The sequence below is a fragment of the Chromohalobacter beijerinckii genome (assembly GCF_023061185.1).
GTDB classification, from domain to species: Bacteria; Pseudomonadota; Gammaproteobacteria; order Pseudomonadales; family Halomonadaceae; genus Chromohalobacter; species Chromohalobacter beijerinckii.
Window position 1 is genome coordinate 1 of record NZ_JAKGAK010000021.1, and the last position, 22,222, is coordinate 22,222.

At 58.4% G+C, this 22,222-nt stretch carries 19 protein-coding genes; 14 read left to right on the forward strand and 5 right to left on the reverse strand.

What is annotated here, in order from left to right:
* The first annotated feature begins 396 nt into the window (after positions 1–396).
* Together L1075_RS13540 and L1075_RS13545 are read left to right on the forward strand one after the other, a co-directional pair.
* The gene (locus tag L1075_RS13540; protein ID WP_179000197.1) at positions 397–1,668 is read left to right on the forward strand and encodes an ATP-binding protein; all 1,272 of its coding nucleotides are present in this window, start codon (positions 397–399) and stop codon (positions 1,666–1,668) included.
* 17 nt (positions 1,669–1,685) lie between these two features.
* Positions 1,686–2,225, forward strand: coding sequence for a response regulator transcription factor (locus tag L1075_RS13545; RefSeq protein WP_075368720.1), 540 nt, complete (start codon positions 1,686–1,688; stop codon positions 2,223–2,225).
* A 12-nt stretch (positions 2,226–2,237) separates the two neighbouring features.
* On the opposite strand, the gene L1075_RS13550 is transcribed toward L1075_RS13545, so the two are convergent.
* Positions 2,238–3,014 (reverse strand): 3-hydroxybutyrate dehydrogenase, encoded by a 777-nt coding sequence (locus L1075_RS13550; protein ID WP_246942311.1) that lies wholly within the window; start codon positions 3,012–3,014, stop codon positions 2,238–2,240.
* A 155-nt stretch (positions 3,015–3,169) separates the two neighbouring features.
* On the opposite strand from L1075_RS13550, the gene L1075_RS13555 reads away from it, so the two are divergent.
* The 4 genes from L1075_RS13555 to L1075_RS15820 all read left to right on the forward strand — a co-directional run bounded on the left by L1075_RS13555 (position 3,170) and on the right by L1075_RS15820 (position 5,317).
* Positions 3,170–4,003 (forward strand): inositol monophosphatase family protein, encoded by an 834-nt coding sequence (locus L1075_RS13555; protein ID WP_246942313.1) that lies wholly within the window; start codon positions 3,170–3,172, stop codon positions 4,001–4,003.
* A gap of 119 nt (positions 4,004–4,122) precedes the next feature.
* Entirely contained in the window at positions 4,123–4,395 is a 273-nt protein-coding gene (locus tag L1075_RS13560) for a GrxA family glutaredoxin (RefSeq protein WP_075368723.1), read from the forward strand.
* Between the two features lie 158 nt (positions 4,396–4,553).
* A complete protein-coding gene (locus tag L1075_RS15815) occupies positions 4,554–4,790 on the forward strand; it encodes a hypothetical protein (RefSeq protein ID WP_343311227.1) in 237 nt (78 codons plus the stop codon).
* 155 nt (positions 4,791–4,945) lie between these two features.
* Positions 4,946–5,317 carry a hypothetical protein gene (locus tag L1075_RS15820; protein WP_343311228.1) on the forward strand — a complete coding sequence of 124 codons (372 nt, stop codon included), beginning with the start codon at positions 4,946–4,948 and terminating at the stop codon, positions 5,315–5,317.
* On the opposite strand, the gene L1075_RS13570 is transcribed toward L1075_RS15820, so the two are convergent.
* Entirely contained in the window at positions 5,314–6,660 is a 1,347-nt protein-coding gene (locus L1075_RS13570; protein ID WP_246942314.1) for an MFS transporter, read from the reverse strand. The genes L1075_RS15820 and L1075_RS13570 overlap by 4 nt on opposite strands.
* Positions 6,661–7,142: 482 nt before the next feature.
* Between L1075_RS13570 and L1075_RS13575 the strand changes: the two genes are divergently transcribed.
* The 5 genes from L1075_RS13575 to L1075_RS13595 all read left to right on the forward strand — a co-directional run bounded on the left by L1075_RS13575 (position 7,143) and on the right by L1075_RS13595 (position 12,748).
* Positions 7,143–9,092: an acetoacetate--CoA ligase gene (locus tag L1075_RS13575; RefSeq protein WP_246942316.1), complete on the forward strand. Its 1,950-nt coding sequence runs from the start codon at positions 7,143–7,145 to the stop codon at positions 9,090–9,092.
* An 84-nt stretch (positions 9,093–9,176) separates the two neighbouring features.
* Positions 9,177–10,064, forward strand: a complete 888-nt coding sequence (locus tag L1075_RS13580) for a 1-acylglycerol-3-phosphate O-acyltransferase, YihG family (RefSeq protein ID WP_075368726.1) — start codon at positions 9,177–9,179, stop codon at positions 10,062–10,064.
* Entirely contained in the window at positions 9,995–10,921 is a 927-nt protein-coding gene (locus tag L1075_RS13585) for a LysM peptidoglycan-binding domain-containing protein (protein ID WP_246942318.1), read from the forward strand. The genes L1075_RS13580 and L1075_RS13585 overlap by 70 nt, the downstream gene beginning before the upstream one ends.
* Positions 10,922–11,052: 131 nt before the next feature.
* On the forward strand, positions 11,053–12,210 hold the full coding sequence (locus L1075_RS13590; RefSeq protein ID WP_246894597.1) for a glycosyltransferase family 4 protein: 1,158 nt from the start codon (positions 11,053–11,055) through the stop codon (positions 12,208–12,210).
* Positions 12,182–12,748 carry a phosphatase PAP2 family protein gene (locus L1075_RS13595; protein WP_246894596.1) on the forward strand — a complete coding sequence of 189 codons (567 nt, stop codon included), beginning with the start codon at positions 12,182–12,184 and terminating at the stop codon, positions 12,746–12,748. The genes L1075_RS13590 and L1075_RS13595 overlap by 29 nt, the downstream gene beginning before the upstream one ends.
* 125 nt (positions 12,749–12,873) lie before the next feature.
* Here L1075_RS13595 and gcvT read toward each other — a convergent pair whose 3' ends face one another.
* Together gcvT and L1075_RS13605 are read right to left on the reverse strand one after the other, a co-directional pair.
* Positions 12,874–13,989, reverse strand: a complete 1,116-nt coding sequence (gene gcvT / locus L1075_RS13600; RefSeq protein WP_246942320.1) for a glycine cleavage system aminomethyltransferase GcvT — start codon at positions 13,987–13,989, stop codon at positions 12,874–12,876.
* Positions 13,990–14,045: 56 nt separating this feature from the next.
* The gene (locus L1075_RS13605; protein ID WP_246942322.1) at positions 14,046–15,431 is read right to left on the reverse strand and encodes an alanine/glycine:cation symporter family protein; all 1,386 of its coding nucleotides are present in this window, start codon (positions 15,429–15,431) and stop codon (positions 14,046–14,048) included.
* 578 nt (positions 15,432–16,009) lie between these two features.
* Between L1075_RS13605 and gcvH the strand changes: the two genes are divergently transcribed.
* Positions 16,010–16,405, forward strand: coding sequence for a glycine cleavage system protein GcvH (gcvH, locus tag L1075_RS13610; RefSeq protein ID WP_246942324.1), 396 nt, complete (start codon positions 16,010–16,012; stop codon positions 16,403–16,405).
* 107 nt (positions 16,406–16,512) lie between these two features.
* Positions 16,513–19,413 (forward strand): aminomethyl-transferring glycine dehydrogenase, encoded by a 2,901-nt coding sequence (gene gcvP / locus L1075_RS13615; RefSeq protein ID WP_246942326.1) that lies wholly within the window; start codon positions 16,513–16,515, stop codon positions 19,411–19,413.
* 90 nt (positions 19,414–19,503) lie between these two features.
* Here the strand turns inward: gcvP and L1075_RS13620 are convergent, their stop codons facing one another.
* On the reverse strand, positions 19,504–20,427 hold the full coding sequence (locus L1075_RS13620) for a LysR family transcriptional regulator (protein ID WP_040243441.1): 924 nt from the start codon (positions 20,425–20,427) through the stop codon (positions 19,504–19,506).
* 302 nt (positions 20,428–20,729) lie between these two features.
* On the opposite strand from L1075_RS13620, the gene ppnN reads away from it, so the two are divergent.
* Positions 20,730–22,094: a nucleotide 5'-monophosphate nucleosidase PpnN gene (gene ppnN / locus L1075_RS13625; protein ID WP_246894592.1), complete on the forward strand. Its 1,365-nt coding sequence runs from the start codon at positions 20,730–20,732 to the stop codon at positions 22,092–22,094.
* Positions 22,095–22,222: the final 128 nt, after the last annotated feature.

Below are 22,222 nucleotides of genomic sequence, written 5' to 3' on the forward strand. Positions count from 1 at the left end.
AGCGCCGTGATTGTCAAGGCGTTAGCCGAGGTGACAATCGCTGATAGCGGCCGATGCCACGGCGATATCAGAGGCCTTTCGAGGTGCGGCGCATTTTACCGAAACTGGCGTCACTGTCAAGCGAGAAAGCTACCCAAAGGTTTGAAATTCTCAAGCAAGTCAGTCACTTGCGCCACCTCTCCACCGCTGGCCACGAGGTCCGTCGCCGGCAGCGGATGCGTACTTTACGGATCCACCGTCGCGAACGCAAGGGGTTTTCGTAGAGCGTAGAGATAGCCCCTACCCACTATTTCATATCGTGCAGACTGGGGTGCGGCATTATCACCCTCCTCGTTCGGCTGTCGCGCTTTCATCAATCAGTTATCATACCGTTCGTATCGCACGCCGGGAGCCTCCATGCATCAGCCCTTACCCCTATCCACCCCCAACCGTAACCTGGTGCGACTGACCATCGTGCGCGGCATCACATGGACCGGTTTTCTAGGGGCGATCATTTTCGGGATAGAAGTACTGAGCTTTCAGTTACATGTAATGCCCGTCATCTTGGTCATCATTGCAATGGGGTTGGTTAACGTCGCCACCTGGTGGCGACTGGGACGCCCCAGGGCCGTGACTGATATCGAATATCTCGTACATCTATTGATAGATGTGCTTGGCTTGAGCCTCTTGTTTTACTATACGGGCGGCTCCACCAACCCCTTCATTACCTATTATCTCGTCCCGGTCACCATCGCTGCAGCAACACTCCCCTGGCGTTTTGCCTGGATCATCGCCGCCGCCTCCTTGGCCAGTTACACCGCCATGATGCTGTTTTACGAGCCTGTCCCACAGCTAAGCAACGGCTTCGTGGGCACCGGTATTCGCTTGCATATCATTGGCATGTGGCTGAACTTCAGTCTATCCGCTGGTCTCGTGACATTCTTCATCTTCAAGATGGCACACGCATTGCGGCGGCGCGACCTCACGCTCTCGCGTACCCGCGAGACGGCCTTGCGCAATGAACAGGTACTCGCCGTGGCAACGCAGGCCGCGGGTACTGCCCATGAACTGGGAACGCCGCTATCCACTATGGCAGTGCTACTCAGCGAGATGCGGCAAGAAGCACGCGACAATACACCACTCGTGGAGGACATCGATTTATTGCGGCAGCAAGTCGATACCTGCAAGGCGCGCCTCCAGACTCTCGTAGCCAATGCCGACAGAAGACGTCTGGCCAAGCCGGAGATAGCCGCAGCCGAGACGTGGTTAAGCGATGTCCTGCAACGCTGGCTGGTGTTGCGACCTGACGTAAGCCATCGGATCGATATACAAGGCAAGCGCGGCACTCCTTATATTGCTACCGATACCACGCTCGAACAGGCGCTCATGAACCTGCTCAACAACGCCGCCGACGCCAATCCCATGGATATTTCCATCTTGCTCGACTGGACGCAGGATGACGTCATCATCGACATCCGCGACCATGGGCCCGGAGTCTCGATGAACATCGCCGACCAGTTGGGCGAAACCTTCATTTCAACCAAGAGCAAAGGCATGGGAATCGGCTTGTTTCTGACCCACGCCACCATCAACCGGTTTGGCGGCGGCGTCAGCCTCTACAATCACGAAGAAGGCGGCACGCTTACCGAGGTCAAGTTGCCACGGGCGACGGCAGACAATCCTGCTTGAAAGCGACGGAGAACATCATGTCAGCAGATGCTGAACGGCTATTGATCATCGACGATGACGAACAGTTTTGCTTTGTAATGGCACGCGCCATGCGCCGGCGAGGGTTCGAAGTTACGACCGCCATGACCGAAGAGGAAGCGTTGGCCAGCGTGCGGCAAGCGCCACCTCACATGGCAACGCTCGACTTGAAGCTCGAACACTCTTCGGGACTCAAGCTACTGCCTGAGTTGCTGGCGCTTGCTCCGTCATGTCGTGTGGTCGTGCTGACCGGTTATTCGAGCATCGCAACCGCTGTGGAGGCGATCAAACTAGGCGCCGTCAATTATCTGTGCAAGCCAGCCGACGCCGACGAGATACTGACGTCTCTGGAACGAGAAGGCGGCGACCCCGATATCGACATCGCCGACAGTCCGCCTTCCGTGAACCGGGTGACTTGGGAGCATATCCAGAAGGTGCTCCAGGAGCACGATGGCAATATCTCCGCAACCGCACGCGCACTGGGCATGCACCGTCGGACGCTACAGCGAAAACTGCAAAAGCGCCCCGTGAGACGCTAGTCGATATATGTATTACTGCGCGGTCCATCCCAGATCCATGCTCCAGCATGCCCCGGTCACCGCGCCGGCCTGTTCCGATGCCAGATAGCTGACCAACGCCGCCACCTCGTCGGGTTCGATGAGGCGTTTGATGGCGGCATTTTTCAGCATGACCTCTTCAATAACCTGCTGTTCATCCATACCATTGAGACGCGCCTGATCCGCGATCTGGCGTTCCACCAAAGGCGTGCGCACATAGGCGGGGCAAAGCGCATTGACCGTGATGCCTGCCGCGCCACCTTCCAGGGCCGCCGTTCGCGTCAGTCCCACTAAACCATGCTTGGCACTGACGTATCCCACTTTGCCCTGCGATGCGACGCTGGCATGGATCGACGCCATGTTGACGATCCGCCCCCACTGCCCTTGACGCATATGGGGCCACACTGCCTGCGTCAGCAAGAAAGGAGCCGTCAACATGAGGTCGATGATCTGGCGCCATTTGGCTTCGGGAAAATCTTCCAGCGCCTCCACGTGTTGAATGCCTGCGTTATTGACCAGTATATCGACGTGCCCGAAACGCTTGATGGCCTCCATCACCGAGCCACGGCAAGCTTCCGGGTCGGTGAGGTCTGCTTGGTAGAAGACGGCACCCGCTGCTTCTGCGATGTCCACGCCTTGCGGATTGGCATCCACTGCCAATACCTGCAATCCCTCTTGGCAAAACTGTTTGACCACCGCTTCACCGATACCGCTGGAACTGCCGGTCACGATCGCGACACGCGGATGACCCAGTGTGGAAGGGGCTGCCATGGCTCTCTCCTCGATAACGAGACGAACGATGCTAAGCATAAGACGTGAATTGCGAGGTATGCCAGCACGGCGCATCACTTACGCCAACCGGCAAGCCTGTTAGACTAAAGCTAACATTGAGCACTGGCAGTAACGCATTGACCCGAGGAGACTGCATGGAGCCTTCCCAACGGCTTGCCGAAGCCGAGCGTATCGCACGGCTAGCAGGAGAGCGCATCGTGGCAGCGCGCGAGTCGCAAGCGTTTCAGCAACGCTACAAAAGCGGTGACGAACTCGTAACGGACGCCGATGTCGAAATCGATCGGCTTATCGCTTCCGAGCTCGATGCTCATTTTCAGGAAGATGCGCGCCTTACGGAGGAAATATCTCCAGACCGCGATGTGCTCGAAGACAATGACGCCGTATGGATCGTCGATCCTATCGATGGCACGGTGAACTTTGCGTACGGACATCCCCATGTAGCGGTGTCTATCGCCTGGGCATCGGAGGGGAAACTACGCTTGGGGGTCGTTCATGCTCCCTTCCTGGGAGAAACATTCACGGCGCTACGCGGAGAAGGCGCTTGGCTGAACGGCGAGCCCATTCAAGCCAGCAATGCGAGTGAATTGTCACGCAGTTTGGTTGCTACGGGATTCCCCTATCGCCGCGATGCGCGTGCCCCCTTGTTCCGCCGCCTCGCTGGCGTGCTCACCAGTTGCCGTGACATACGCCGCAACGGGTCGGCCGCACTGGATCTATGCCACGTCGCTTGCGGCCGTCTTGATGCGTATTATGAAAGTGTCTCGCCTTGGGATTTTGCCGCTGGCTTGCTGATCGCCCGTGAAGCGGGCGCCAAGACAGGGCATCTCTATCAGTGCCCTGACCGTATCCCACCAGAGCTATATGGGGAGAACATACTGGTGGGCGCACCGGGAATATACGGGACATTGCGCGATATCCTCTTGAAAGCCGACGACGACCGGCTCGAGGAGATCGAGGCACAAAACTGATTTGCTATAGATCCCCCCAATAGCGTGTTTAGCAAGACTCTATTGGTATCCTATGCACGATTCCGGAACAATGACTACCAATTTCAAGTCTATAAATCCCTAAATTCAAGGAGATTCCTATGTTAACGGTGATTTTCGGCCGCCCCGGCTGCCCCTTCTGTGTACGTGCCAAAGAGCTCGCCGAACAGTTGAGCGAAGCGCGCGACGATTTCGGCTTCCGTTATATCGACATTCACGAAGAAGGCATCACTAAAGCCGATATGGAAAAGACCATCGGCAAGCCCGTTGAAACGGTTCCGCAGATCTTCATCGACCATACTCATATCGGCGGTTTCACTGAGTTCGACCAGCACGTTCGTGATAATGAACTGATGCCTGCGACTCAGAGCTAACGTTCCCCCTCAGCGCCAACCCCATTATTGCCGGTGTTGGCGCTGCCTACCTTTACCGACCTTCCGCAAATACGCGATAAAGCGTTGAATCCGGCCCCGCCTACGCAGTGAGAAAGCACTATACTGAGTGCATTGCGACAGGGGGCGAGGTGTCGGTCATGCAACGCGATGAATTCCTGCAGCAACTTTGGCTGGACTATATCCATTGCCACCCTGATACAGGGGCCTTGTCACTCTGGGCTCTCGAGAACCGCGCCGAGTATTGCGTGCTGGTGACACTCAACCGACCGCCCTACCAAGCACAGCGCTTGCTTCCAGCGCTTTATCATTTCGGTTATCGGCGCGTTGAGCACCATGCCATGGCCGACCGAGGCATACTGGCCAAAATGTGCTAAGCCCAGGTAATGACGATGCATGGATTGTACTCATCGAGCTGCAACTGGATACGCTGACTCAAGGTCCACGCCAGCACTTGGAAGCGCTCATCAATCGATCTCATCCGCAAGATAGCCGGGGCCAGAACCTTCTTTCTCGAGGCCGCCCCTGGCCAATGCCCGATTGGGCGACTTACCAACAACTGCATGAAGCCCACCCACTCGCCGCCTGGTTGGCCATCATGGGCCCTCGCATGCACCACGTTGGCTTCGATTGTCAGCGGTTAGGACATGATATCGCCGAATATGCCGATGTGGTGGCTGAAGCGGGACTGAAGCAGGGAGGTCAAACACTTCTACCTATCTCCCCGATGCTCGATCACCGTTACTATGCTTGCTGTACACAGCGCGCTGTCTTCGCCGCTGGTGATGAGCATCGCGTCACCACCGGTGGCCTTGCGCTCGTACAGAAGCGGCTTTCCGGAACCCACGAACGAGCGGCGGAGCTCTTGTTGCCGCAGCACACGCGCTGCGAGCTCAGCGCCTAATATCGCGCCTCTTCTTCTGCTTCCGGCTGTGGCTCACTATTGTCATACGCCGCCCAGTCGTCTGCGTAGGACGGCTCGAAATCGAGCTCGAACTGCTGAGGCTCGAAACGTGGGTCCATCTCGCTGAGATAATGTGTCGATTCCACCATGGGCACTGCCGCCACATAGGGCTCTTGCTCCACCTCCGGATCAACCCCCTTATAGCTATAGAGCCTCACCATGACGAACATCGCCAAGGCCAGCGCGGCGCCCCCCAAAAATAGCCACAGTCCATCCGGCCCCGTCACTTCCATGATCAAAGAGGCGCTATAAGGCCCGACGACCGAGCCAATGCCATACCAAATCAACAACTTGGCATTAGCCTGAATGGTTTCCTCAGGCTCGAGCCAGTCGTTAGTGTGCGATAAGCTCAAGGAATAAAGCGTATGCAGCATCGCGGTATGAAAGCAGGCAACCACGAGCAAAACCCAGAAGTCGAATCGTGCCGCCACCGAAATCATGGCACCGGACACCGCCATCACCAAGGCCATGCATAAGATCACCTTGCGGCGATCGAGGCGGTCGGAAATACGCCCCAGCGTCCATTGGGCCACCAGTGCCACCAGGGTCGTAATAGCCATGAACTGTGCCGTTTGCGCGGTCGATAGACCAATTTCCTGTCCATAGTAGGGCGTCATTGCAAAAAAGGACTGAACCATCAGCCCCGCCGTGAAGGCGCTGACCAGCCCGACCGGCGCACGGCGATACAATTCTCGTAGCGAGATCTTGCTAGAGACCTCGTGTGACGAGCGCGTCGGGCCATGTATCCGGTAAATCGACAACGGCACCAGCGACAGCGTAAAAAGGATTCCCGAGACCGAAAACAGCACGAATGTCGCCGGATCAGCGACATTGAGCAGCCACTGGCCGACCGCCAGGGACGAGGTCGAAATGACCAAGTACCAGCCCAGCACGCGTCCCCGGTTATCGTTCGTCGACTCCCCCGAAACCCACGATTCCATGACCATCAGCAAGCCCGCAGTCGCTGCACCGCCGAACAGGCGCCACACCAACCATGCCCAGGGATCCACCCATAACCCATGCAGCATCGCCGTCACCGCCAGCACTGCCGCACAAGCCGCAAAAACGCGAATATGCCCCACCGTGCGGATGCGCTTCTCGATCAGATAACTCCCGATGACGAAGCCCAACGAGAAGCTCGACATCAACAAGCCCGCCATCTGTGAGGGAAACCCCTCCAGCGACATGCGCACGCCAAGCAAGGTCATGATCAAGCCGTGGCCGAGCAGGAAACTGATTTCACTGAGAAATAGAATGGGAAGGGTTGCGGGCAAGCTGCGCAAATCGACCTCCTGGCGATAGTGGCGTATGAGTTCGGCATGCCTCCCTGAGGCACGCCCTGGCAGTGCGTCGGGCAAGCGCACTAGTCTACCTGTTAGCGTGCATGACGACATCCGCTCCTACCTGAATATCGCTGTCCCCAGTTCAGCATAGAAGATCAGATATGCCCTTTTCAGAGGATGAGAAAAACCATCCACAAAAACTGTGGATAACGCTGTGCATGAGCGGCGTCGAAGACGCTATTTCGGCTTGTCGTTTCCCACCTCGTCCTGGATTGGTCAGATTTTCATCATCCCACTGTCATCATGACGCCAAATGCTTATGCCGCACTATCACATTCCCCCTTTCGTCGAGTGGACAGCGCGTTACCGACTTGTTTTTAATAGCATCATGGTGCAATGCAACATTGTCGCGCGGCTTCCCATGCCGCCCCATGTGACGTCGACCTGAAGACAGGTGGCGGCATAGATGACTCGGAGGTCACATGACCACGCCCATTTGGGAGCCGTCGGCGACGGCCATACAAAGCACGCAACTATATGCGCTGATGCAGCGTATCAACCGCGAGCACGGCACATCGCTGACCGACTATGAGGCACTGCATGCCTGGAGCGTCGAGCACCTGGATGCTTTCTGGGAACTCCTGTGGGATGAGTTCGACATCGTTGCCGAGCGGCGTGGCGATGACGTTCTGGTGCGTCCCGATGCCATGCCTGGTGCGCGCTGGTTTCCGCAAGCGCGTTTGAATTATGCCGCCAACATGTTGCATCGACGTGACGAACATCCCGCCTTGATCGTTCGCGATGAACGCCTGCGGCGACGCGTCATCAGCTATGCTGAGTTATACGCCAATGTCGCCAGACTGGCCTACGCACTCAAGGCTAGCGGCGTCACTGAAGGTGATCGCGTCGCCGGCTTCGTCCCCAACAGTGAACACGCCATCATCGCCTTGCTTGCGTCGGCCAGCCTCGGCGCGGTGTGGTCTTCCTGCTCGCCGGAATTCGGGCTTAACGGCGTATTAGACCGCTTTGGGCAAATCGCCCCTAAGGTATTGATCGCCACCGATGGTTATACCTGGAACGGCAAGGCCATCGACACTCGGGAGCGCGTCGCCGATATTGCCCATTCCATCGACTCGCTCAAGCATGTCGTGGTGTTCCCCTTCCTCGAAGACGCACCGGTTCTCGATGATATCCCTCGCGCCATCGCCTGGGCCGACTACTTGGATAACAACACCAGCGAAATCGATTTCCAGGCACTGCCCTTCGAGCACCCGCTTTACATTCTCTACTCTTCGGGCACCACGGGCGTCCCCAAGTGCATCATCCACTCGGCAGGCGGAACTCTGCTGCAGCATCTTAAAGAGCATCGTCTGCATACCGATATCGACGCCGACGATATCTTTTTCTACTACACCACCTGTGGCTGGATGATGTGGAACTGGCTGGCGTCCGGGCTTGGCTCCGGCGCCACGCTCTTGCTTTACGATGGTTCACCATTTGCGCCACACGCCGATACCCTATGGCAAATCGCCAGTGATGAGGGCGTCACGGTTTTCGGTACCAGCGCAAAGTACCTCTCGGCCTGTGAAAAGGAAGGCTTGGCGCCCGGCAAGCAAGTGGATCTTTCACCTCTACGCGCGCTGCTTTCCACCGGCTCGGCATTGCCCCATGAGTCGTTCGATTACGTCTATGACAAGATCAAACGTGACCTCATGCTGGCCTCGATCTCCGGGGGGACGGATATCGTATCCTGCTTCGCACTGGGGTGTCCGATCCGCCCCGTTTACCGGGGCGAACTGCAATGTCGCGGGCTCGGCATGGCTGTCGACGTTTTCGATGACTACGGACAAAGCATCACCGGCCACAAGGGCGAACTCGTCTGTAAACGTCCATTTCCTTGCATGCCCACCGGCTTCTGGAACGATCCCGATGGGGAGCGTTATCGCGATGCATACTTTTCGACCTTTCCGGGTATCTGGGCACATGGCGACTACGCCGAACTGACACCCCACGGCGGTGTCATCATCCACGGGCGCTCGGATGCCGTCCTCAATCCCGGTGGCGTGCGTATCGGCACTGCCGAGATCTACCGACAAGTCGAAAAGGTAGACGGCGTGCTCGAAGCGCTATGCATCGGCCAAACCTGGCAAAATGACGTACGCGTGGTACTTTTCGTCTGCATGCGCCCCAACGTCGTGCTCGACGAAGCCAAACGCGACGAAATCCGGCGTACCGTACGCCGGCATACGACCCCGCGCCACGTCCCTGCCAAGATCATCGCCGTAGCGGATATCCCCCGCACGCTATCGGGCAAGATCGTCGAAATCGCCGTGCGCAACGTCGTCCATGGCGAGCCCGTCAAGAATCGCGATGCGCTGGCCAACCCCGAAGCCCTTGAGCTTTTCGTCGACCTCCCTGAACTCGCCGAGTGATCGCACGCCATTGCCTTGTCCGAGACTGGGCAGCCGCTACGCGATCCAGTAGCATAAGTTGCCAAGTCATTGAAGGAGAACGGCATGGCGACCCTCAAGGGGCTGACAAGCGTGCTGTTGCTGATCGCTAATACGCTTTTCTGGGGCGCGCCGCTTTATCTGCTGACGCTCCTCAAGCTCGTAACACCGACGAGGCGTTTGCGTCTGCGTGTACTGGCTGGACTCAACGCCATCGCCCTGGCCTGGATCGCCACCAATAACTGGTGGATTCGACATTGGGTCAAGCCAAACATTACCGCGCACTTACCCGAAGGCCTGTCTCCCAGCCAGTGGTGGCTGGTCATCGCCAACCACCAAAGCTGGACGGACATCTTCGTCATGCAGTACGTACTGTACGGACGGACGTCGATGCCCAAGTTCTTTCTCAAGCGTGAGCTGATCTTCGTTCCCATTATTGGTCTCGCCTGGTGGGCCCTCGAGTTCCCCTTCATGCGCCGCTATGCACGCAGTGAGCTTACCCAACGGCCACAGCTGGCAGAACGCGATCGGCGGGCGACGCAACGCATGTGCGAGCGTGCGCGGGAGATACCGATGACGATCTACAATTTCGTCGAAGGCACGCGCTTCACTCCCGCCAAACGCGATCGGCAAGCGAGTCCGTTTCGGCATTTGCTGCGTCCCAAGGCCGGCGGCACAGCGCAGGTAATACGTCTAATGGGTGATCGCCTGAGCGGCATTCTCGACGTCACGCTCCATTATCGCCATGCGACCCCGAACTTTTGGCATTTCCTTTGCGGTCGCGAAACTCCCATACACATGGAAGCACACCGACTCAATGTGCCCACCTGGATGGGCAATGGCGACTATCATCTGGACCCGCATTACAAGGAACGCTTCCATTCATGGCTGAACGCGCTATGGGAGGAAAAGGATCGTGCGCTCGCATCGTCCCCCTCCTCCTCTTTGTCTTGATACTCGCTGGCTGCGCTGGCGGGCCTGGCGCCAGTGGCTATCGTGGCGGCAACATCGCCGGCAACTGGGTCTCCATCCAACGCGGCGACACGCTAGGACAAATCGCCAAACAAGCGGGCGTACCACTACTCCGCCTACAACGGTTCAATCCAGGCGTCGATGCGCGTCGACTGGCCATCGGGCAGCGCATCCTGGTGCCCACCCATCGTGAACGCGCGCCTGGAAGCGGCCCTTATCGCTATCAAGTACGCCCGGGCGACACCTATTCGAGTATCGCCAAGCGCTTCGGCAGCACTGCGCAGCGTTTGCAAACGGCGAACCCCCAGTTTTCGGCCAACGCGCTGAATGTCGGCCAGTTGGTCAAGGTGCCGCGAGGAGGTTCTGCACGTACCACCGCCTCAACGACCCAATCCTCGTCGTCAACGGCTTCCAAGCCTGCGACGCGTAGCCGTACGCTTCCCGACCCGGGCGGGCTGCCCAGTAGCGCTCACACATGGCACTGGCCGCTCAAGCAATACGAAATCGCACGTGCCTACGGCACCGATGCTCACGGTACCTTACAGCCAATGTTGCTCTCGACCTCTGCCGATACCCAGGCACTTGCCGTTGCCGATGGCACCGTTCGCTTTGCCGACAGTATGCGACAGCTGGGACGTGTGGTGATCATTCACCACCGCGACAACATGCAGAGTGTCTATGCGCTATGCGAGCGTCTACTCGTCGAAGACGGCGATAAGGTAAAACAAGGCACACCCGTTTGTGATGTTGGTTACCGACACGACACAGGACGCCATGACCTGTTGTTCGATGTCCGGCATGGCGGAAAACCCGTGGACCCCAAACAGGTGCTACGCTAGACAAGGAATAACTGCCCCATCAACAACACGGTGATCCCGGTTGGCGACATCGTATCGTCACGATGCTATCGCACTGCTGTCATCAGGATGCTTGAACCTGGCACTGTCTTGATAGGCCACGGAGGTGCATCATGCGAGTCGCATTGGTCAGTGAAACCTGGGCACCCGAGATCAACGGTGTGGCGCACACGCTGGACCAACTGGCCCATCACCTCGCCACCCGCAACGTCAACCTGCAGCTAGTGCGTCCGAGGCCCCAACAAGGCGGCCGAGAAGGACGCGCCGAGCGTGACATGCAAGTTCGTGCATTCTCCCTACCTGGTTACGCCGATGTGAAGGTCGGCTTGCCCGCCTGGCGGCGCTTATCAAACTTGTGGCGAGAGTCACGTCCCGATGTCATCTATATCGCGACTGAAGGTCCGCTGGGCTGGGCCGCGCTGGCCACGGCGCGTCATTTATCGATTCCTGTCGTCGGTGGTTTCCATACCAATTTCGACCAATACGCGGCGAACTATCACTTGAGGTGGGCCAGCGGCATCGTGGGCGCGGGATTACGTTACTTTCATAACCGCTGCCAGATGACGCTCGTGCCCACCCGCGCCCAGGCCGAGCGTTTATACCAAAGAGGCTTCCAGCGCGTGAACATATTGGGACGTGGCATCGACGCTCAGCGTTTTTCCCCTGCCCGGCGCGACGCTCATCTGCGAGCTCAATGGGGAGTCGATGGCGACCAGCCCGTGGCCCTCTATGCGGGACGCCTGGCCAGTGAAAAGAATACGCCGCTGCTTGTGCGCACGCTACGCGCGATGCAGGAGGCATACCCGAGGCTACGGACTGTACTAGTCGGTGATGGCCCCGAAAGGCAGCATCTGGAGCACCAGCTTCCCGAGGCGATTTTTACCGGCTTTCTAAGCGGGGAAGCCTTGGCACGCCACTACGCCAGCGCGGATATATTCCTGTTTCCATCGCACTCGGAGACATACGGCAATGTGGTCCCCGAAGCCATGGCCAGCGGACTTCCCGTAGTAGCTTTCGATCAGGCGGCCGCTAGCGAATTGATCGCGGATACCCACGAAGGATGCCTCATCGATGCCAACGACGACGACGCCTTTGTGCAGGCCTCCGTCGATCTCTGCCTCCAACCCGCCAGCCGCGCCCGCATGGGACGCGCCGCCCGCGAGAAAGTCGCCCACCAGAGCTGGGACCTGGTCGGCGAGCGCTTTTTCACCTATTTAACACTGACGGCCCAGGAGACGCCGCATGCGCTCACGACCCCTCATCATGTTTGACCGGCTCGATACCCTCGAATGGCAGCTATGCCAGCGTATCGCTCTGCTCAGTCATCGGCGTCTGGTCTATGGGGTGTTTCGGTTCTGCAGCAGAGCCGGGGATTGGCCGGCCTGGGTTGCCCTTGCCCTGCTGCAGCCGGTCGTACATGGCCAGACGGGATGGCGTCTGACGTTGATATGGGGCCTATGTGCCGCGACTGGGGCTACTTTCTATCGCTTCCTCAAGACACGCCTGTGTCGAGAGCGCCCTTACATCACTTTTTCGAGCATTCCCTGCACGATGCCAGCGCTGGATCGCTACAGCTTTCCAAGCGGCCATACGTTACATGCCGTCATGTTCTGCACGCTGTCAGCAGCTTCATCACCTTGGCTGCTCGTGGTGGTCTTGCCGCTGAGCGTCCTCATCGCCGCCTCACGGGTCATTCTCGGTCTGCACTACGTGAGTGACGTCGCCGCCGGCGCCATACTGGGGTTCAGCATTGCCCAAGCGGGCCTCTGGGTTGCCATGCGGGGTCAATGGCTACCTCTTCCCGTTTGAGGACGCTTGCTCCAGTCGTTTTTCCTTGCAGCTTTCCCTATACACCGCATAGAAAAACCTCAAGCACTGCTTGAGGTTTTAAAAATAAGATAACGGTATAACGTTCCTTCGTTACATGCCGCGAGCTATCCGCGATAATAGTTGGCAGGCACGAAAGGCATGCGCGTCACATGCATAGGCAAGCGCTTGCCGCGGACGTCCGCATATAGCGTCGTATCGACGACAGCCAACTCGACATCCACATACGCCATGGCTACGGGTTTGCCCAGTGTTGGCCCGAAGCTGCCGGAGGTCACTTGGCCGACATGACGGTCGGCAGTGTCGTAGAGCGATGTTCCCTCACGCACCGGCGCTCGTCCTTCACCAAGCAGACCGACACGCTTACGGGTGATCTGCTTGGTCTCGATCTGGGGCAGAATGACATCGGCTCCCGGGAACCCTCCTTCTCGTTCGCCCCCGATGCGCCGGGATTTGCCCACGGCCCAGATAAGGCTCGCCTCAGCGGGCGTCGTCTGAGCATCCAGGTCATGCCCATACAAGCACAGCCCGGCTTCCAACCGCAGTGAGTCGCGTGCTCCCAGGCCAATGGGCTCGACTTCGGCCTGCTCTAGCAACCACGTCGCCAGACGTTCGGCAGCGTTTACGGGCACGGATATCTCGAAGCCGTCCTCGCCCGTATAACCGCTGCGGCTGATCCACAATTGAGTATCAAGCGCCTCGAATTGGCCATGATGCATGAACACTAGGTCACAGGCCTCGGGACACAAGCGCGCCATGACGTCTTTGGCTTGTGGGCCTTGCAACGCCAGCAAGGCGCGGTCAAGCACTTCCACCTGATGCTCGGCATCGAGCCCGGTACGGAGATGCGCCACGTCCTGGTCCTTACAAGCAGCATTGACGACGACATACAGATCTTCGCCGCGATTGACGATCATCAGGTCATCGAGCAGACCGCCTTCATGGCTGGTGAAGAGCGCATAACGCTGCATACCTGCTGGCAACCCGACGATATCCGCCGGCACTAGCGTTTCGATGGCACGCGCCGGTGAGGGCCCTGAAACGGTGAGCTGCCCCATGTGCGATACGTCGAATAAGCCGCACGCATGTCGGGTATGCTCATGTTCTTTTTTGACACCCAAGGCGTATTGCACCGGCATGCTGTAACCGGCAAAGGGCACCATCTTCGCACCATGCGAGACATGCATGTCATGCAACGGCGTATGGTGAAGGTCGTCGGACATCGTCGCTTCCTCGTCGTTATCCGTGAAGGGGCGACGATTGCCGCCCCCAAGACAGCTCAGCGTTTATCGTCCAAGTCTTCGCCAGGCAAGACGGTCTTGCCGGCAAAGTGATCATTGGTGAGCTTGAAGACCACCGGCGAGAGTAGAGCCAGTGCAATCAGGTTAGGGATCGCCATCATGGCATTGAAGACGCTAGCCATCAGCCAGACGAATTCCAGCGGCGCGACGGCCCCGACGAGTATCGCCAGGATATAAACCACCCGGTAGATCTTGATCGAGGCGACGCCGAATAGATACTCGAAGCACTTTTCACCATAAAAGGCCCAGCCGAGGATGGTCGTGAAGGCGAACACTGCCAACGCGAAGGACACGACATACTGGCCGATGCCCGGAAGCGCACCATCAAACGCCATCGCGGTCAACGCAGCGCCAGTCTCGCCGGATGTCCACTCGGTGCTGGTCAAGATTGCCAACGCAGTGACCGAGCATACGATGATGGTATCGATGAACGTCCCCAGCATCGCCACCAGACCTTGGCGAACCGGATTCTTGGTCTGCGCCGCGGCGTGGGCGATCGGCGCACTACCCAGCCCTGCTTCGTTGGAAAACACGCCTCGCGCCACGCCATATTGAATCGCTTTAGCCACGGCGGCGCCCGCAAACCCACCTGCGGCAGATACCGGCGTAAAGGCATGGCCGAAAATCAGCCCCAACGCAGCACCGACATGATCGATATTGATGATCAGCACCAGCAAACCACAGACGATATAGGCAATCGCCATGACCGGCACCAACTTGCCAGCCACCTTGGCAATACGCTTGATGCCACCGAGAATCACGGCACCCGCCAGCAACATGATGATCACACCGGTCAGCCAATGCGGCATCCCCAGTGACTCGCTGAGACCATCGGCGACCGAGTTGGATTGCACGGTATTGCCAATCCCGAAAGCAGCCACGGCACCGAAAAACGCAAACAAGCCGCCCAGCCAGGCCCATTTCTTGCCCAACCCATTGCGGATGTAATACATCGGCCCACCGACGTGATCACCCGCGGCATCGACTTCACGATAACGAACCGCCAATACCGCTTCAGAAAATTTAGTAGCCATACCCACCAGTGCCGTGATCCACATCCAGAACACGGCGCCCGGGCCACCCAGGAAGATGGCAGTGGCGACACCCGCAATATTACCGGTGCCAACAGTGGCCGAAAGCGATGTCATCAGCGCATTGAAGGGAGAAATCTCCCCTTCTTCCTCATCGCCTTTTTCGGCTTTACGCCCTTTCCAAAGAAGGCTGAAGCCCGCTCCCAGCTTGCGAATGGGCAGCAACTTGAGCCCCAACTGCAGATATACGCCCACCCCCAGCAACAGGATGAGCATCAAGGGGCCCCATACAACATCATTGATGGCGCTGAATACCGCATTGAGTGTTTCCACGAGATGTCCTCCCAGACATTTGTTGTTATCCAGCGCAGTGTCTGCACTGTCGTCGACGGCGTTGGCTCAAGAAGATAACCGCCAAAACCTTCTCGACTTTAGCGGATCAGCTCGGCGCTTCTCCATACCCGCAAAGCAAAATAGCGCTTCACGCATTACGGACAGAAATCTATATCGCTTACTCGCGTGACCATGGAAGCAAAACACGAGCACAACAAGTTTCTTATTAGAAACGAAGGCTAATCGCTGTCCCCCTGCTTGGCAACCGAAAGACACCTCTCATTCCGCCCCCTGAATAGCAGACTGGCCCCGCATTTTTCGATGCTCGTAGAGAGTCGCATCGCAAGCAAACACATCAAAGCAAGGCATCGCCACTGTGCATGAGCCCACGCATAGCAAAGCTTATAGGCAGTATGGCTTTTTGCTGGACGCTCGCCGGTATCCTGTCCACCCTTACTAAGCGGTCGAGCCGAACGGCAGGAAGAAATGCATGATGACGATGTCAAGGGCGAACCAATGAGGCATAATGGCACTCATATTCCCCAAATCAGAAAATCTTTTCGTATAGGAAAATCACGATGAGCCACATCCCTACCAACCTTCGCTATACCGACAGCCACGAGTGGGTCCTCGACAACAGCGACGGCACCGTCACGATCGGTATCACCGATCACGCCCAGGAATCCCTGGGAGACGTCGTCTTCGTCGAGCTACCCGACACGGGCCGCCAACTCGACGCTGGTGAAGAATTCGGTGTCATCGAATCCGTCAAAGCCGCTTCCGACCTGTACCTCCCATTGAGTGGTGAAGTCGTCGCCGTCAACGAGTCGCTCGAGGACTCTCCCGAAGCCGTCAACGAACACCCTTACGAGGACGGCTGGATCATCAAGCTCAAGCTTGCCGAGCCCGACGCGCTCGAGGCACTGCTCGATGCCACTGCGTATGACGCACTCGTCAGTGCCGAGGAAGGCTAACGCGTCTCGCACGTTGCACTTGTCCTGTTCTGCCGGCGGCATCTTCGTCATGTGTCGCCGCTTCGTGTCGAATCGGGCTCGACCGCCCGCCAACGCTTGAGGGTTTTATGGCAAACGACAACCGCAGCCTGGCCGAATTGGCCAATCACGACGACTTCTTGACGCGCCATAATGGGCCTGACGCAGACGATGTCCAGCACATGCTGGCGACCTTGGACCTTCCCGACACTGAGTCGCTGATGGCCAAGACGCTTCCTAGCGATATCCGCCTGGAACGTAACCTGTCCCTCGAAGAGCCGCGTGGCGAGGCGGAAGCGCTTACCTATCTCAAGCAGTTGGCACGCCAGAACAAGACCTTCAAGAACTACATCGGTCAAGGCTATTATCCCACGCATCTACCAGCCGTCATCCAGCGCAACGTACTGGAGAACCCCGGTTGGTACACCGCTTACACGCCTTATCAGCCGGAAATCGCCCAGGGGCGCCTAGAAGGGTTACTGAACTTCCAGCAAGTGGTCATGGACTTGACCGGTATGCCGATCGCCAACGCGTCCCTGCTCGACGAGGCGACGGCTGCCGCTGAAGCCATGGCCCTGTGCCGGCGCGCCAACAAGAAGGCCAAGACCGAGCGCTTCTTCGTAGCTGACGATGTGCTGCCCCAGACCCTCGATGTCTTGCGTACCCGCGCCGCGTATTTTGGCTTCGAACTCATCGTCGCCCCTTCCGAGACCCTCGCCGATCACGATGTCTTCGGCGCATTGCTACAGTACCCTGGGGCTACCGGCGAGGTACGCGACCTCACACAGCAGCTCGAGTCAGCCCGTGAGCGGCATATCATGACCTGTGTCGCCGCCGATCTCATGAGCCTGGTACTGCTCAAGGAACCCGGTGCGCTGGGCGCCGACATCGTCGTGGGCAGTTCCCAGCGTTTCGGCGTGCCCATGGGCTACGGCGGTCCGCATGCGGCGTTTTTCGCCGCCAGCGACGCCCTCAAGCGTTCGCTTCCCGGACGCATCATCGGTGTTTCCAAGGACAGCCGTGGTCAACGCGCCCTGCGTATGGCCATGCAAACGCGCGAGCAGCATATCCGCCGCGAGAAGGCGACCTCCAATATCTGTACTGCTCAGGCATTGCTCGCCAACATCGCCGGCTTCTATGCGGTCTATCACGGTGCCGAGGGGCTGCGCACTATCGCCACGCGGATCCATCGCCTCACGACCATTCTCGCCGAGGGGCTCAAGCGTCACGGCGTGACACTTGCCCACGACAGCTGGTTCGATACGCTCACGCTGGTCGGTCTCGATCACGGCCCGGTACATGGCCGCAGCCTGGCACACGAAATTAACCTGCGTTACGACGCCGATGGCCATATCGGCATCAGCCTGGACGAGACCACCACGGCGGCAGACGTCAGCACGCTGTTCGACGTGTTACTGGGAGACGAGCATGGACTTTCAGTGCGCGAGCTCGATCGCCACGTCCAGACACAGGGCATAACCGGTATCCCCGGTGCTTGCGCGCGGGAAAGCGATTTCCTCACCCATCCCACGTTCCGGCGCTACCGCAGCGAAACCGAGATGCTGCGTTACCTCAAGCGCCTCGAAAACAAGGACCTCTCGCTTACCCACGCCATGATCCCCTTGGGCTCATGCACTATGAAGCTCAATGCCACCAGCGAGATGATCCCCATCAGTTGGCCGGAATTCGCCAATATCCATCCCTTCGCGCCGCAGGACCAGGTCGCCGGTTACAAGCAGATGATCGACGAGCTCTCGGCGTTTCTCGTCGAGATCACTGGCTACGATACGATTTCCATGCAGCCCAACTCCGGCGCTCAAGGCGAATACGCAGGCCTGGTCGCCATTCGGCGCTACCAGAAATCACAAGGCCAGGGCCACCGCGATATATGCCTGATTCCCAGCTCGGCCCATGGCACCAATCCCGCCTCTGCGGCCATGGCGCAGATGAAAGTCGTCGTCGTCGAATGCGATAACGGTGGCAACATCGACATCGACGACCTGCGCACCAAGGCCAACAAGCACCACGAAGCACTATCGGCTATCATGCTCACCTACCCGTCGACGCACGGCGTTTTCGAGGAAAGTGTGAGCGAAGCCTGCCGTATCGTGCACGATAACGGTGGCCAGGTGTATATCGATGGCGCCAATATGAACGCCCAGGTCGGGCTCTGCCGACCGGGGGATTTCGGCGGTGACGTGTCGCACCTCAACCTGCACAAGACGTTCTGCATTCCGCATGGCGGCGGCGGCCCTGGCATGGGCCCCATCGGTGTCAAGGCGCATCTAGCCCCATTTGTGCCCAACCACGTCATCACGCCCCTGCCCGGTGTCGAGGCAGACGCCAGCGCGGTCTCGGCGGCAGCCTACGGCTCGGCGTCGATCCTGCCGATCTCCTGGGCCTATATCAAAATGATGGGCGGGCGCGGCATGAAACTCGCCACGGAGCTGGCAATACTCAACGCCAACTACATCGCCAAGCGCCTCGAAGCGCACTACCCAGTGCTTTATAAAGGACGCAACGGCACCGTCGCCCATGAATGCATTCTGGATGTCCGTTCTCTCAAGACTGCTTCCGGCATCAGCGAGGAAGACATCGCCAAGCGTTTGATGGATTACGGCTTCCACGCCCCGACGATGTCCTTCCCTGTGGCCGGCACCTTGATGGTCGAGCCGACCGAATCGGAATCGCGCTATGAAATCGACCGCTTCTGCGATGCCATGATCGCCATTCGTGACGAAATCCGGCGCGTGGAAACCGGGGAATGGCCAGCGGATAACAATCCCTTGTCCATGGCGCCGCACACGCAGGCCGACTTGATGGCAGACGACTGGGGACGGCCGTATTCGCGTGAACTGGGCGCCTTCCCCACCGAGGCCACCAAAGCCGCTAAATACTGGCCGGCGGTCAACCGCGTCGACAACGTCCACGGCGATCGCAACCTCATTTGCAGCTGTCCCCCCATTGAGGCGTATCGAGACGCTACCTGAGCACTGAGCGCCCATCGCACCTCACGCAAAACGGCCCCATCAAGGCTTACCTTGATGGGGCCGTTTCAGTCGAGAACGTAACGCCTGTCGTCAGGCGTCTTCCTCGAGTGGCGGTGCCTCGGCGTAACCGTAGAGCACATTGCGGCGCTGCAACCGAAACTCGCCAAGCAGCTGCTCGTAACGACGCGGCATCTCGACGCCACGCTTGGTCACGACATACAGTGTTTCGTATACCGATTCAGTCACGGGCAGCTCCTTGACCTGGCGCTGCCAAGGCGACGTCTCGAGTACCGTCCGGGGGATCACGGTAAAGCCCAAACCACGCGCCACCGCATCCAGCACCATGCTGATCTCGTTGGAAAAGCCCTGCTGTGGAAAGTGGCTCATCGAGCGAAACTCCCCGGCAAAATTGCGCCGCAACAGCAAGCTGGCGTTGTTGATGCCATCGGAATAGTTCATGAAGCCCAGCGCCATGAGTTCGCTGATAGTGGTACCAGCGAAGTCCGCCGGAACGACCAGGCATAGTGGCTCCTGATGCCAAGGCTCGAAATTGAGATCGGGATGTTTGGTGATGTCGGTGACGATGCCCACGTCGAAGCGTCCGGCCAGCACCGCATCGACGATCTCGCCGTTGAAGGCAAAATCATACGTCACCGTCAGCCCCGGGTGCATTTGCTGATAGCCCAAAATGAACGGATAGAACATCAACCCCACGCTACCCGGCGATGCCACGCGACACTCCCCGGTGTCCGGCGAGTCATTGTCCAGCGAGTGGCGGAACTGCTCATGCTCGGCGAACAGCTTGACGGAATAGTCATAGGCACGCCGCCCCGCCTCGGTCAGTGTGAAACGGCGCCCGTGCCGCTGCAGCAAGGACTTGTCGAGATAGCGTTCCAGCTTACGTATATGTTGACTGACCCCAGGCTGGGTCATTTCCAGCTTGCGCGCGGTATGCGTGAAGCTACCCGTTTCGACAAGCGTGATAAAAGTACGAAAATATTGCGCGTTGAACATGAAGTGAGGGTCCACCGGCTGGCGTTTCGGAGCAGCTGCTTATGTGCCGAAGCCATGACACGATCAACGAAGGTTAGCGTGGCAATAACCGTGGCTTCGGGGGTTGTGATAACGGCATCATAGCAAATTATGCTACACCTCACATCGCTGCGTGGCCGAAGATCGCGTGTTAGCATCGAAACATGAAGCAGCCCCCGGATAGTGTTGTGACCGAGCCAGGCGCACAGCGCGCCAGTGACGTTCGGCCCGACGCCTCATGCGGAGCTTTTCTTCGGCCTTAGTGCCGCCACAAGGATGCGTCAATGCCCCAGAAACTTTCTACCATTATCTCTCCCGAAGGGAGCCTGGAAGTCCTCTCGCAGCAAGAGGTCAACCGTCTGCGCGACACCTCCGCCAACGGCCTGCACGATCTTTTGAGACGCTGCTCGCTGGCCGTGCTCAACTGCGGCAACCCTACCGATGACAGTCGCGCGCTAATGCAGGCACACCACGACTTCGAGATCGAAGTACTCCAGCAGGACCGCGGTATTCGCCTCAAGCTCGACAACGCACCCCACAGCGCTTTCGTCGATGGACAGATGATTCGCGGGATTCGCGAGCACCTTTCCGCCGTGCTACGCGATATCGTCTATGTTCATAACGAAATCCAGCACACGCCCAAGTTCGACCTCCAGCGTGGGGATGGCATCACCAATGCCGTTTTCCATATCCTGCGCAACGCCGGAACGCTGAAATCCGCGCGCGAACCCAGCCTCGTGGTGTGCTGGGGCGGTCATTCCATCACCCGCGAGGAATATGATTACAGCAAGGACGTGGGTTACCACCTGGGTCTCCGCGATCTCGACATCTGCACGGGATGCGGCCCCGGCGCCATGAAAGGCCCCATGAAAGGCGCCAACGTCGCGCATGCCAAGCAGCGTCGCCACAATGGTCGTTACTTGGGTATTTCCGAACCCGGCATCATTGCCGCCGAATCGCCCAATCCCATCGTCAATGAACTGGTGATCATGCCCGACATCGAGAAGCGCCTCGAGGCCTTCGTGCGGGCCGGTCATGGCATTGTGATCTTCCCTGGCGGCGTGGGGACCGCCGAGGAAATCCTCTATTTGCTGGGCATTCTGCTACACCCAGACAACGCCGATGTTCCCTTCCCGATCGTTTTTACCGGCCCCCGCGACAGCGCCGACTACTTCAAGCGCATCGACGAGTTCCTGGCCTTCACACTTGGGGAAAAGGCCCGTGAACGCTATCAGATCATCATTGACAACCCCGCCGAGGTCGGTCGTGCCATGCGCCGAGGCGTAGATGACGTGGGCGCGTTTCGGCGTAGTCAGAACGACGCTTTCTATTTCAACTGGCGCCTCAACGTCGATGCCGGCTTTCAATTGCCTTTCGAACCTACCCACGAAAGCATGGTCGAGCTTGCCCTGCATCGCGAGCAGCCCGTCCATGAACTCGCGGCCAACCTGCGGCGGGCGTTTTCGGGCATCGTCGCCGGCAACGTCAAGGAAGAAGGTATTCGCGCCATCGAGGAGCGCGGCCCTTTCCATTTGCATGCCGAACCGGATTTGATGGCACATCTCGACGCGCTCTTGACCTCGTTCGTGGCCCAGGAGCGCATGAAACTGCCAGGGAGCGAATACGTGCCCTGTTATACGCTAGGCTGAGAGCCGACTGAAGACAACGCCTAGCATGCGAGGGTAACGATCGGAGCTAGATAACCTTTGCTTATCAACTTGATCACCTCATGCAATTGTTAAAATGCTAACAATATTCTAGACTCTTAGACGTACGC